Here is a 12,089-nt window from a genome sequence, read left to right as displayed (position 1 = left end):
CTATCCGTCTCCTTTCAACATGATCCTGTATTTTTTAATGAAATGGTCCGGGCCGTAGGAAAGCTTGGCGTCCCTGAGCCCCTGTATCCCGAGGTCCTGTTCCCGATTGATGAACCTGAAATTCCGCCATCGCCTGGCGCAGAACTGCTGATTGATAAGCTGGTAGAGACCGGGTATCTCGGGATCGGCCTTTTCTATGTGGATCACCGTCATGTCATCTCCCATCGACTCGCCAAGTGTAAAGCCCCGGACCTCCGCGTCCACGATAATAACAGCCCCCGCCGTATCCAGGGCACGATAGTTCATGAGGATCTCTTTTGTTGCGTCCCATTCCCCCTGCAGGTTGAGATCCTCCTCACACCGCCTCAGAAGGCACCATTTTTCCTGAAGCGCGAGGCATGCGTCAATGTGCCGGTCGTCGAGGTCTTCATACGTATAAGATCCGCAAGCGCGATGAAACTGGTTGATATGGTTGCGTTTCGTCCTGTACCTGCTGCCAGCCAGATCTATGAGGTCCTGCGCCAGGTAAACATAATCAAAATGTTCCCGTCTTTCCTCCACCACGAATCCCGACATGTCCGACAACTCAACGGCAAGCCTCTCGTCGGCGCGCTCAATGCAGGGCTCTGCCTCGCCCATGTTCTCCTTGAGCCATTCCAGAATGAGCCTGACGATATCCGCACGCCCCGGCGGCCCAACGGGCCCCATGGCAAACCTTGGGCACACGTCCTCCTTGCCGATGATACACAGCCAGTCTTTGTGGACCGACCATTGCAGGTCGAAATGTTTTCTCCATATGAAAAGGTTCGTAAAGGTGAGTTCCGACGTTACGGGCCGATACCCCTGTAAGATGTCAGTGACAGCCTGCCTGTCCCCAAGCTCGATGGGCTTGAATACAGGAAACCGAGGGACAGTCCGCATGCCTCTATTCAAGCCGAATTACCCCGGTTTGTCAAGAAGAGGGATGGAAGACAATAACGAATTCCTCGGTTTGGTCATTGAGATTTGGTCATTGGTCATTCTCCTTTCATTGTGTTACAATGACCCGCATGGACAGCAAGGATCTCGCCATTGGATTGGACGTCAATAAGATCCGACACATTACCGATTCCCTCTCGATGTATCTGCAGGGCAAGGAAAAACCCCTCGGGCTGTCGCTTATCTCCTTCTTCTCCCGTGGCCATCTGCTCATAGAAGACCTGCCCGGCCTGGGAAAGACGACTCTCGCCATCGGGATCGCGAAATCCCTGGGGCTCACATTCGGCCGGATCCAGTGCACCAGCGACCTTCTGCCCACGGACATCACCGGTCTGTCGATATACAACAAGACGTCGGGAGATTTTGAGTTCCATCCCGGGCCCATCTTCAACAACATCGTCCTCTGCGACGAGATCAACCGTGCAACCCCGAAAACACAGAGCGCCCTCCTCGAAGCCATGGAGGAAAAGCAGGTCACCATCGAAGGCAAGACGTACAAACTCCCCCGGCTTTTCTGCGTCATAGCGACACAAAACCCGGCGGAGCAGTTCGGGACCTTCCCTCTTCCCGAATCACAGCTCGACCGCTTCATGATGAAGATAAGCATCGGTTATCCCTCGCGGCAGGCCGAGAAGGAGATCCTCAAGATCGGCAGCAAAAGGGAAAACATATACGATATCGAGCCCGTCGTCAGCCAGGACGAGGTGTCGCGCATTCAGGAAGAGATATCCCGCAGCATCCACGTCTCCGACAAGATCCTCGAATATACCCTTTCAATCATACAGGAAACGAGAACGAGCGAATACCTCTCGGCCGGACTCTCGACGAGAGGAGCGCTTACCATCGTCAATACCGCAAGGACCAACGCCTTCTTCCGTGACAGGAGCTTCGTTATACCCGAGGATATCAGGGACCTCGTGGAATACACCATTCCTCACCGGGTCATCTTCAGGGAGGAATACGAGAACCTCAATAGAAGGGAGATTATACGATCAATCGTAGACGCGGTTCCCACACCCCTGTAATAAAAATATCCAAGGCGGGTTTCACATACATAGCGCTTACCATCTTTCTCGGCATCGCGGCGGCAAACACCAATAACAATCTCGTCTTTCTCGTCGTTTCGGCACTTCTGAGCTTCATGAGCATTTCAGGGGTCTTCGGGAAGACGAACCTGTCAAAGCTGGACCTGTCCATCGAGTTCCCGCAGGAGGTGTACGCGGGAAGCCAGGTCCCCGTCAAGATAACAATCCACAACCGCCGCAGATTCCTGCCTGCCTTCCTCATCGGCCTTAATGCCGAAAGGATCTCGGCGCTTCTGCCCTTCACCCCGAGCAAAGGCGCCTCATCGCTTTACGCCAGTGTGACCTTTCACGAACGGGGTCTTCATACCATCGAAGACCCCCACGTGTACTCTGTATATCCCTTCAATTTCTTCACGCGGTTCAAGAAATTGCACCGGCGGTACACAATAACTGTTCTCCCGAAATTGAAGGCATGCGACCTGACTAGCCTCTACCGAAAGGAGCGACAATCAAGGGGAGAAAAGATGTCCGAAAAGATAGGCTACGATTCGGATATCGTTTCCATCAGGGAATATGTTCGAGGCGACCCCATCAAGTACATCCATTGGAAAGCGACGGCCAAAACGGGCAAGCTCAAAACAAAGGAGCATTCGTCGCTGTCGTACCGGCCCATTATTATCGAATTCGACAAGGTCCTCATCGGGGACATCGAAGAGCGCATATCCTGCGTCGCCTATACGATCGTTCAGCTCCTGAAGAGCAACGTGCCCGTGGGCCTTAAGATAAACGATCACCTCTACCCCCCCGACGTGACGGGGACACACAGGATGAATATGCTGAGGGAGCTGGCGGTGTATGAAAAAGACCGGTGATGGGTGACAGGTTATGGGTTATAGAAAAAGACGCGGAGTCCCTGAAGACCAATGATAGGAATCAGTTTTACGCAACTGAAAGTGCGGACCGTTGTCGACGTCTTCACCTACCTTACCGGGGTGCTTTGCATCGTCGCCGTGTCGGGTCATATTGCGTTTTCCTATCCCCTTGTCCTTCTCGCGGCCATGGGCCTCTCGGCCTATCTCGAATTCAGGAAGATCTTCATTCCCCGATGGCTTCTGACGGTTTTATCGGTGGCGGTCATCCTGTACTTTTTCCTGCGCATCGATGTGCAGGACCTGATAGGACAGATCATGGAAGCCCTTTTTGTCCTCATGGGGATAAAGTTCCTGGAGCGCAAGGAGGTCCGCGATTTCATGCAGATATACGCACTGGCCCTCTTCGTCCTCGCCGGTCTGGGCCTCATGACCCTCGGGATGGCCTTTGTCGCCTATCTTCTTGTCTTCTTCATCCTCCTCTCCCTGTCGCTCATCTTCCTCACCTTCTATTCCCAGGACCCCGGCCTGGAACTCACGAACAGCACCGTGAGGACGATGATCGCCAGGTGCCTCTGGATACCTCTTCTGGCCATTCCCCTCTCCGCTGTGATGTTCGTCGTACTCCCGCGCACCAGCTACCCCATCCTCACCTTTCTCAACAGACCCGACAAGGCCCGGGTCGGGTTCACGGACAATGTCAGGCTCGGACAGGTCTCCGATATCCAGGAAGATGAGAGGATCATCTTCAGGGCCACCATGGAGCGGATCGACGAGTCCTCGCTTTACTGGAGGGGCATCACCCTCGACCATTTCGACGGAACCTCGTGGAAAGGCACCCGCAAGGGCCCCTATATCCCGACAAAGACCCGGGGGCCCGTCGGGAGGATGATAAGCCAGACGATCTATCTCGAGCCGTATGGGAACTCTTACCTTTTCGCCCTCGATAAACCCGTCCATGTCGGTCTTAGAAGGGTCAGAAAGAATGATGATCTTACATTCACCATGCCGGGCTTTATAGAAAGGCGGGTCCGCTATACCAGCCTGTCAACCATCTCCAATGTCATACCCGAGGAGACCGTCGATCTGAAGACCTACCTCCAGCTTCCGGCAAACCTTTCGCCGCTCGTCATATCCCTCGCCAAAGGGCTTGCTGTCAGGGGCGACAAGGAAGCCACGGCGAAACGGGTTCTCGGCCATTTCAGCCCCGACAGGTTCAGGTACTCCCTCAAGGGCCTCCCCGTGTCAAAGAACCCCCTGGAGACCTTTCTTTTCGATTCCCCCACGGGCAATTGTGAATATTTCGCATCGGCAATGGCCGTCCTCCTGCGTATAAATGATATCCCCTCGCGCCTTGTCGGAGGGTACCGCGGCGGCTACTACAATGAGATGGGAAACTACTACCTCGTTCCCCAGAAACATGCCCATGTATGGGTTGAAGCCCATATCGCCGGCAGGGGGTGGGTCCGCTTCGACCCCACACCCGCAGGGGAGGAGTTGTCATCCACCTCCGGCATGGGGGTCTTCCTTCAGCTCCGGATGTTCCTGGACACGGTCAATTACTACTGGTACGGAATAGTGCTCACCTACAATCTCGAGAGGCAGGTCTCCATCACGAGAAGCATCATGTCGGGACTGAGAAAGCCATCTCTCTCCTTTCCCCCTTTCACGAGGAAAGCTCTGCGATACTCGTCGTTCATCCTGGCCGGCATCGGTCTCATGGTCCTCGCATGGTTTCTCGTCACCTTGATGAAGCAGCGGGAAATGGCGGTGCTCGACCGTTTTCTGAAGAAGCTCAAGGGGGCAGGGTATGAAAAGAAGACATCGGAAGGTCTCGAAGAATTCGTCTCGCGAATCGCCGATGACGATCTCAGGACACAGTGCCTGGAATTTGTCCGGGAATTCGAGAAGATCTATTACGAGGACAGGCGATTTACGGCGGACGACCTGAAAAGATTGGACCGTCTCGCCGGGCGCATCGATGTAAAGGTGAAGAACTCAGACACAGCCGCCGCTGCCGGGTAACACCCTGGTCGGCGAAGAGACGCACGCTTCCGCGCATCCCTTCGACTATGCTCTGTTTTTCTGATATACTCGAATGCATGCTGGACCGGGCCCGCGAAATAAACCTTCTCTGGGAACCTGTTTATCCCTATCTTGCACGTCATATCGCCGACGTGTATGGCCGCAGCGATGGAGCGGTGCTTGAAGTCGGGCCTTTTTGCGGTGCTATCTATGACCTCGTCAGGCAGCGGACAGGCAGTTCCTTCTGCATTGCCTCTTTTCCCTCCGGCATGGAAGCGTTCTATACCGAAGAACTGGGGAAAAGAGACATGGAGAAGTTGGTCCGCGTCCTCCCGACAACCCCGGAACTTGCCGGCATCGGGGACAACACCGTTGACCTTCTCATCTTCAGAGGGGCCTTGTTCTTCCCAACACTCTTCACGATCGACCACCAGGCAATCCTCCGCGTCCTGAGATTCGGCGGGACGGCCTTCGCAGGCGGCGGTTTCGGCAAATACACACCCCCTTCGGTCATCCGCCCACTGGCGAACCGCTCGCGGGAACTCAACTATCTCCTGGGAAAGAAGGAAGTCACCGTCGATGAGATACAGAAAGACCTTGAAACAAAAAGCATGACCGGAAGCGTTGAGATAATTACCGAGGGGGGATTGTGGATAGTCATGAAAAAACAGATCCGGTTATCCGACACCTGTGAGTGACCTTCACCCTCCCGCCAGGGGATCCATATAAGCTTCCACGCGGACCGTGTCACCTTCGGTTACCTCTCTCTTGAGCCCTTCGGAAAATGAGAAATGGCTTTGCCCGTTGAGGTACAGGTGATGCAGGTCGTCGCCCATCTCTCCCTTCTCCAGGAACCTCAGGTAGGGATACCTTTCGGAAAGCCTGCCGAGAACGTCCTTCAACGTATTCTCGTCTTCCCCCAACTCGACTTCCAGTGGAGGCTCAAAAACATTCTTTATCCTCAGGTTGGAATCGACCTTGACCTTGATCTTCATTTTCGCACCTCCAACCTGCATAGTATAAGACAATGAAAAGTAAAGGTCAAAGATACATTAAGGCATCTTTTTCGCTGCCTCCGCCACCGCTTCGACGATCTTCTTGTAGCCTGTGCAGCGGCAGATGTTGGAGGAGATCGTTGTGACGATCTCTTTCTTTGTCGGCTTCCTGTTCCTGTCGAGGAGGGCCTTTGCGGTCATTATCATTCCGGAGGTGCAGAAACCGCACTGTACCGCCCCTTTCTCCATGAAGGCCTCCTGCAGCGGGTGGAGGTTTCCGTCCTTTCTCAGCCCTTCCACCGTCGTGATATCCGCCCCTTCCACCTCAGGGGTCAGGACGAGGCATGACCTCAGGGGTATCCCGTTGACTATGACCGTGCAGGCCCCGCAGGAACCCATGCCGCAGGCATCCTTTGCGCCCGTAAGAGAGAGCCGTTCGCGAAGGGTTTCCAGAAGGGTCTCGTAGGGTCTTACCTCGAAGGTGACCGATTCATCATTTATCGTGAAATTGACTTTCGTGGTCTTCATCGTTTACCCCCCTCGAGAGCTCTTTTGACGGCCCGCTTTAAGAGGACACCCACCATTTTCTTCCGGTAAGGAGCCGAGACCGTAGCATTCGGCACCGGCTTCGCATCAGCCGACGCCTTTTCGGCCAATTCCCGGATGGAGGCCGCATCAGTGATATCCTTGAGGACATACAGCCGGGGGGCAGCACCCACGCCTCCCACACAAACCCTGGCCCTTGTGGCGATCACCGAAACGGCAACACCGACGAGGGGATAATCCATGGATTCCCGGACCCGCAATTTCTCATAGGCGCCCCTGGTCTTCTTCATGGGGATAAGTATGTGTGTCAGGATCTCGCCATCCTCAAGGGCAAAAGGCATCCTGCCGTCGCCAGTGAACAGGTTTTCAAGTTTCACCGTGCGGTCACCGCCTGGGCCAACGAGCTTCACCTGAGCCGAAAGGGTGATCAGGGATGAGGCGTTGTCGCTGCAATAATTCGCAAAACACATCTTCGCTCCCTTGACGACATTGCACTCCCTGCCTCCCGTCTTGACGCAGAAGCCTCTTGCCGTGCGCCATTCGAGAGACTGGTTGTGTTCCAGGCACCGTGTGTCCTGAAGAATATTCCCGCCCAGGGTGCCGCGCATCTGGAGTGTTTCGCAGGCCGTGGCCTCCAGCGATTCATGGAGCGCAGGAAAATACCCCGCCGTCAGGGGGTTGTTCTTAAGGTCGAAGAGTGTAACGCCGGCACCCACCGAGAGCGATCCGCCGCGGGAGGAAACAGCCTTGAGGTCCTCAATTCCTTTTATGTCGATAACTGCCCTCGGCGTCAACAACCTGAGCTTGATGAGCGGTATCAGGTCCGTTCCGCCTGCAAGGTAACGCGCCTTTCCTTTCTGTTTCTTGTAGAGGGCGACCGCGTCGGCCACGCTCCGAGCTTTCTTGTATTCAAACTGTGGCAGGATCATTTCTTCACCCCCTTGTGACCTTCCAGCATCTTCATTACTCTGTCAGGTGTCAACGGCAATTCACTGAACAGTTCCCCCGTGGCATTTGCTACGGCGCAGGCAACCGCGCTATACGCGTTCATGCGCACTGTAAGACCCCCTTCCTTCGCTCCAAAAGGCCCCGCGGGATCCTGTGAGCTTACGATGATGGTGTCGATATCGGGCATGTCGCAGGCCAGGGGGACCTTATATTCGAGAAGGTTCGGATTGAGAAGGTGCCCCTTGTCCCAGAGATTTTCCTCGGTGATGGCCGCCACACCCGCCTGCTGGATGGAACCCTCCATCTGGCCCTCGACGGCCATGGGGTTTATGGCCCGCCCGCAGTCGTGGGCGGAGGTGAAGCGGGGCATGGTGATCTTGCCCGTGTCCCCGTCGATCTTTACCTCGGCGACGGAGGTACCAAAGGAAAAAGTTCCCGCCATCTGTCCCCAGGGCCTTGTCACCCACTCCCTCTCAAAATCGATGTTCGGAAAGAAGGAACCCGTTGCAACGATGGGCTCTCCCCTGAAGAAGGCCTCGCGAACCACCCATGATATGGGCATCTTCTTATCGGGGTCCTTTACCGAATAGGCGGCACCGTCCTTAAGGCCGATGTCGGCTTCCTTTAGCTTGAGTTTTTCGGCCGCTATGGCGACGATCCGTTTGCGCGCGTTCTCACAGGCAACCCTTACGGCATTGGCCCCCACGAATGCGGCGGCCTGTGAATAGGCACCCGGGTCAAGGTTGGTCACCTCCGTATCGGCGTTCACGAGATTGATGTCTTTCATGGGCACCCCAAGGACCTCAGATGCGACCTGGATCACCATCGATTCATTTCCCTGGCCATTGTCAACAAGTCCCGTCACCAGTGTTACCTGACCATCATCATTGATCTTGACGTAACATGACGAACCCGACCGAAACCCCATGGGAAAACCGCACATAATGGCGACGCATCCCATACCTACGCCCTTGAGCTTCGACGGTTTCGCCCATCTCTTCTTGAAATTGGTCTTCTCCGAGGCGGCCATTATCGTTTCCTTCAGGCCGCAGCTCGTGATCTTCGACTTCGTCGCCGTCACCTCGCCGGGTCTCAGGCCGTTCCTGAGCCGCACATCCACCGGGTCGATGCCGAGTTCCTTCGCCATGATGTCCATCTGCGCTTCGTTCCCGGCCAGAAAGGCCCTTCCGTGGCAGCCGTACATACCGCGGATACCTTTGTTCGTGAACACTCTGTAACCGTTGTACCGGACGTTCGGGAAACGGTAGCACTCTTCATAGACGTAAAAAGGTATGGACGTGGCAATGGGCCCCGTCGAACTGTAGGCTCCGCCGTCATATATGACCTTGTAATCCTTGGCAAGGATCGTGCCGTCCTTCTTCATTCCCGTTTTCACGGTGGCAATGATGTCGTGGACCTGTCTCGAACTCGTGGCGTTCTCTTCACGGGAGAGAATAAGCTTGACCGGCCGGCCGGATTTAATGGCCAGAAGCGATGCGACGAGATCACCTGGCGCCACCTCTGAACGTCCTCCGAACGCGCCTCCGGAATTGATGTGACGGATGCGGACCCGGTTGAGGGGCAATTTGAGCATATTCGACAGAGCTTTCGCACGAACATGCGGCCCGGCGTTCGGCATATAGAGATCGAGATATCCGTTCATGAAAGATGCGACGACGGCGTAGGGCTCCATCATCGCATAGGCCTCACCGGCCGCCTTGAAGGTGTCTTCCCTGACAAGAAAGGCCTTATCCATGGCCTTGTCCACCTCGCCGACGTCTATATGGATATGGATATTGATATTGTTCTTGTGCTCTTCATGGATCTGCGGCGCGCCGTCCTTCATCGATTCGAAGGGATCAAAGACGGCAGGCAGAGGTTCATAGTCGACCTTTATATACGAGAGTGCCTCCATCGCCGTCTCCTCGTCGACGGCAGCCACCGCGGCGACATCCTCACCGATGTATCGCACCTTGTCGGTGTGGAGCATGGCATGGTCCTGAGTGTACCGGAAGACACCCCATTTGACCCCGTAGGAATCGAAACCGCTGACGGCAGCCTTTACACCCGGCACCTTCAAGGCCCTGCTGACGTCGATCCCGAGTATCTTCGCATGTGGGTAAGGGCTCCTTAAAACCTTTGCCACAAGCATGTTGGGGAACTTGAGGTCGGCCGTGTAGCGCGCTTCGCCGGTCACCTTGGCAAGGGAATCGCTTCGCACGACCCTTTTTCCGACGATATTGAGATCATCCTTCATTCATTACCCCCTACCCTTTAATATTTCTCGCTCACGTAGGCCATGGATTCATCCATTGCCTGCACCGTCAGGTCCAGATCCTCTTCCGTATGCCTGTAGCTGATATATGCATGGTGATGGGGCGTGAAGAAGAAGCCTCTGCGGATCATCTGGGTGTAGAAATCGGTCCGCCTGTCTCTCTGTGTTCCGGGGTCGCCCTTTGTGAAAGTCACGTGGAACATGGGGGCCACGCCTGTCAGTTCCGCCCCGGTATTATCATATTTGTCAATGATGCCCTGGATCCTCTTCATCATGCGCTCGCCTTTGTCCCATATCTGGTCGAGAACCTTCTCGCGTTCCATGATCTCGATGGTCTTGAGGGCGGCGATGTAGCCCTCGCTGTTGGGAAAGAACGTGGATGAGATAAAAAGCTTCGACGCCGCAGCCATCATGACATCCGTTTTCCCCGTAACAACACTTATCGCATAGCCGTTCGCCATGCCCTTCCCCAGAACCGTAAGATCGGGTTTGACCCCATATAGCTCCTGCGCACCGCCCATCCTGAGTCTGAAACACGTGCGCACTTCGTCATAAACGAGGACCGCGCCATAGGTGTCCGCAAGCTTCCTCACTCCTTCGAGAAAACCGGGTTTCGGCAGCTGCATCTTCTGGTGAAGCGGATGGCCGAAAGGGGTCATAATAATGGCCGCCGTCTGGTCTCCGTGCTTCTTCATCAGGTCCTCGACCATATCGAGGTCGTTGTAGTGGAATTCGTGGACGTCCTCATAGAACTTTTCCGGGATGCCTCCCTTCATTTCCACGCACCAGTCATGCCAACCGTGATACCCGCAGCGAATGACCTTTACCCGTCCCGTGTAGGCCCTGGCGATGCGGATGGCTGCCGTTGTGGCATCCGAACCTGTTTTGAGGAAAATGCTCAGTTCCGCCGACGGGACAAGTCTATTGAGCTTTTTTGCCAGCTCGTTCTGATAAGGTTGGGTGAGACTGAAGCAGAACCCTTTATCCTTGACCTGCCGTATGACCGCGTCGTCAACCTCATCTTCCCTGTAACCGAGGATGATCGGCCCATAGCCGCAGAGAAAATCGATAAACTCGTTCCCGTCAACATCGGTAAGACGACAGCCTTTTCCGTGGTCGAGGAAAATGGGGTATTCTCCCATGATGAAATCTCCGGGCTTTCTCGCCCCCAGCACCCCGCCGGGAACCAGGGTCTTCGCCTCTTCGAAAAGCTCTACGCTCCTCGTTATGTTCAATTTCGGGACCTCTTTCATATGAACCCTCCTTAATTGGAACCCTTGACGGGTTACAGCGTAAACATGGACTTGATCGTCTCGGTCTGGTGAATGCGTGCGCCCCTCTTGAGCAATTCAGCAAGGAACCGGTCGGGATCGATGCAGCCTTCCGGCGCAACGACACCTTTCACCGTTACCTCGCCGGCGTCCATCATGAGCGCCGCTATCGATGCGGGAAGACCCGTTCCGGGAGCCATCCTGCCGACGATGTCGGCCGTATAGGTCACCTGTTTTCCCTGCCGTTCGCCCTTTACGATCACCTTGAGACCCGACGCCGCGGGGCCGTTATCCCTGTCCTTCGGGATGGAATCCCAGAGCTTGAGTGCCAGGTCGTAGGGCACCACCTTGCCTCCCTTCACATCCACCGGTTCGCCCGCGAGAAGTCCCATCGCCTTCTGCTCCTTGATAAGTTTGTCCACCCACACCGGTATGAGGGCACCTTTTATGACAACCGTCTTCACCCCTTTCAGGTAGCGGGGTATCGTGATCGGCTGGGGATGGCCCACATAGCTTATGAGACACTCGCCCAGCGGTTCAAGGAAGTGTTCCAGTTCTTCACCGCCGCCGCCGTCCACTTCCACAAGTTTGCCGTCGATGTACTGGGGAATCTTCCCGAGGACCATGTGGAGGCTGTGGTCCCATGCCGCACCGGCAAGTTCAGCGATGCTCACCACCCAGTACAGGTAGATCTCATCGACGCGGTCCAGTCTGTCGGCATACCACTTGACGAGGACGTTGTTCGTACCCGGGTCGGACCCCATCCCTGTCAGGACGGTTATTCCCGCAGCCTTCGCCTCCGCATCTATATCGGACGCAAAGAGGATCTGGGCAGCCTCGTAGTCATCGCAGATGTCGATATAGTTGACCTTCGCCTCCACGGCGGCCTTCGCCACCGCCACGGCTGTCTTGTAGAAAGGCCCGGCGCAGTTGACGACAACATCCTTCCCTCTTATAACACCGACCATGCCGGCGTGATCGTTGACATCGATCTTCACAAGAGACACCTTCGCACTGGCACGGAGTTTCTCCTGTACCCTTTCAGGGTCGGTATTGATGTCACCGAGTATGACGTTCTCTATCCGCTCCTGCTTGATCAGGTCCCTCGCAACCCCCTGACCCATACCTCCCGTTCCTCCCAATACCAGTACCTTCAT

At 55.4% G+C, this 12,089-nt stretch carries 11 protein-coding genes; 4 read left to right on the top strand and 7 right to left on the bottom strand.

Annotated features, from left to right (window positions below):
* Positions 1–921 (bottom strand): phosphatidylglycerol lysyltransferase domain-containing protein, encoded by a 921-nt coding sequence (locus tag PHC90_03170; GenBank protein ID MDD3845343.1) that lies wholly within the window; start codon positions 919–921, stop codon positions 1–3.
* A gap of 128 nt (positions 922–1,049) precedes the next feature.
* On the opposite strand from PHC90_03170, the gene PHC90_03165 reads away from it, so the two are divergent.
* The 4 genes from PHC90_03165 to PHC90_03150 all read left to right on the top strand — a co-directional run bounded on the left by PHC90_03165 (position 1,050) and on the right by PHC90_03150 (position 5,595).
* Entirely contained in the window at positions 1,050–2,003 is a 954-nt protein-coding gene (locus PHC90_03165; protein MDD3845342.1) for a MoxR family ATPase, read from the top strand.
* A 116-nt stretch (positions 2,004–2,119) separates the two neighbouring features.
* A complete protein-coding gene (locus tag PHC90_03160; protein MDD3845341.1) occupies positions 2,120–2,875 on the top strand; it encodes a DUF58 domain-containing protein in 756 nt (251 codons plus the stop codon).
* 51 nt (positions 2,876–2,926) lie between these two features.
* Positions 2,927–4,897 carry a transglutaminaseTgpA domain-containing protein gene (locus tag PHC90_03155; GenBank protein MDD3845340.1) on the top strand — a complete coding sequence of 657 codons (1,971 nt, stop codon included), beginning with the start codon at positions 2,927–2,929 and terminating at the stop codon, positions 4,895–4,897.
* Between the two features lie 77 nt (positions 4,898–4,974).
* Positions 4,975–5,595 (top strand): hypothetical protein, encoded by a 621-nt coding sequence (locus PHC90_03150; protein ID MDD3845339.1) that lies wholly within the window; start codon positions 4,975–4,977, stop codon positions 5,593–5,595.
* A gap of 3 nt (positions 5,596–5,598) precedes the next feature.
* On the opposite strand, the gene PHC90_03145 is transcribed toward PHC90_03150, so the two are convergent.
* The 6 genes from PHC90_03145 to PHC90_03120 form a co-directional block, all read right to left on the bottom strand.
* Positions 5,599–5,892 carry a hypothetical protein gene (locus PHC90_03145; GenBank protein ID MDD3845338.1) on the bottom strand — a complete coding sequence of 98 codons (294 nt, stop codon included), beginning with the start codon at positions 5,890–5,892 and terminating at the stop codon, positions 5,599–5,601.
* Positions 5,893–5,949: 57 nt separating this feature from the next.
* Positions 5,950–6,420, bottom strand: a complete 471-nt coding sequence (locus tag PHC90_03140) for a (2Fe-2S)-binding protein (protein MDD3845337.1) — start codon at positions 6,418–6,420, stop codon at positions 5,950–5,952.
* Positions 6,417–7,367: an FAD binding domain-containing protein gene (locus PHC90_03135; protein ID MDD3845336.1), complete on the bottom strand. Its 951-nt coding sequence runs from the start codon at positions 7,365–7,367 to the stop codon at positions 6,417–6,419. Before PHC90_03135 ends, PHC90_03140 begins: the two co-directional genes overlap by 4 nt.
* A complete protein-coding gene (locus PHC90_03130) occupies positions 7,364–9,643 on the bottom strand; it encodes a xanthine dehydrogenase family protein molybdopterin-binding subunit (protein ID MDD3845335.1) in 2,280 nt (759 codons plus the stop codon). The genes PHC90_03135 and PHC90_03130 overlap by 4 nt, the downstream gene beginning before the upstream one ends.
* Positions 9,644–9,660: 17 nt before the next feature.
* On the bottom strand, positions 9,661–10,914 hold the full coding sequence (locus PHC90_03125; protein ID MDD3845334.1) for an aminotransferase class III-fold pyridoxal phosphate-dependent enzyme: 1,254 nt from the start codon (positions 10,912–10,914) through the stop codon (positions 9,661–9,663).
* Between the two features lie 32 nt (positions 10,915–10,946).
* Positions 10,947–12,089: saccharopine dehydrogenase NADP-binding domain-containing protein (locus PHC90_03120; GenBank protein MDD3845333.1), on the bottom strand; the 1,143-nt coding region annotated here is incomplete at its 5' end.

Source organism: Syntrophorhabdaceae bacterium (genome assembly GCA_028698615.1).
Lineage (GTDB): Bacteria > Desulfobacterota > Syntrophorhabdia > Syntrophorhabdales > Syntrophorhabdaceae > Delta-02.
This window is presented reverse-complemented; position numbering and strand designations above follow the sequence as displayed.

Bases quoted from the DNA above. Each gene is read 5' to 3' on its own strand.
- PHC90_03170 (MDD3845343.1), bottom strand. From the start codon at position 921: ATGCGGACTGTCCCTCGGTTTCCTGTATTCAAGCCCATCGAGCTTGGG.
- PHC90_03165 (MDD3845342.1), top strand. From the start codon at position 1,050: ATGGACAGCAAGGATCTCGCCATTGGATTGGACGTCAATAAGATCCGA.
- PHC90_03160 (MDD3845341.1), top strand. From the start codon at position 2,120: ATGAGCATTTCAGGGGTCTTCGGGAAGACGAACCTGTCAAAGCTGGAC.
- PHC90_03155 (MDD3845340.1), top strand. From the start codon at position 2,927: ATGATAGGAATCAGTTTTACGCAACTGAAAGTGCGGACCGTTGTCGAC.
- PHC90_03150 (MDD3845339.1), top strand. From the start codon at position 4,975: ATGCTGGACCGGGCCCGCGAAATAAACCTTCTCTGGGAACCTGTTTAT.
- PHC90_03145 (MDD3845338.1), bottom strand. From the start codon at position 5,892: ATGAAGATCAAGGTCAAGGTCGATTCCAACCTGAGGATAAAGAATGTT.
- PHC90_03140 (MDD3845337.1), bottom strand. From the start codon at position 6,420: ATGAAGACCACGAAAGTCAATTTCACGATAAATGATGAATCGGTCACC.
- PHC90_03135 (MDD3845336.1), bottom strand. From the start codon at position 7,367: ATGATCCTGCCACAGTTTGAATACAAGAAAGCTCGGAGCGTGGCCGAC.
- PHC90_03130 (MDD3845335.1), bottom strand. From the start codon at position 9,643: ATGAAGGATGATCTCAATATCGTCGGAAAAAGGGTCGTGCGAAGCGAT.
- PHC90_03125 (MDD3845334.1), bottom strand. From the start codon at position 10,914: ATGAAAGAGGTCCCGAAATTGAACATAACGAGGAGCGTAGAGCTTTTC.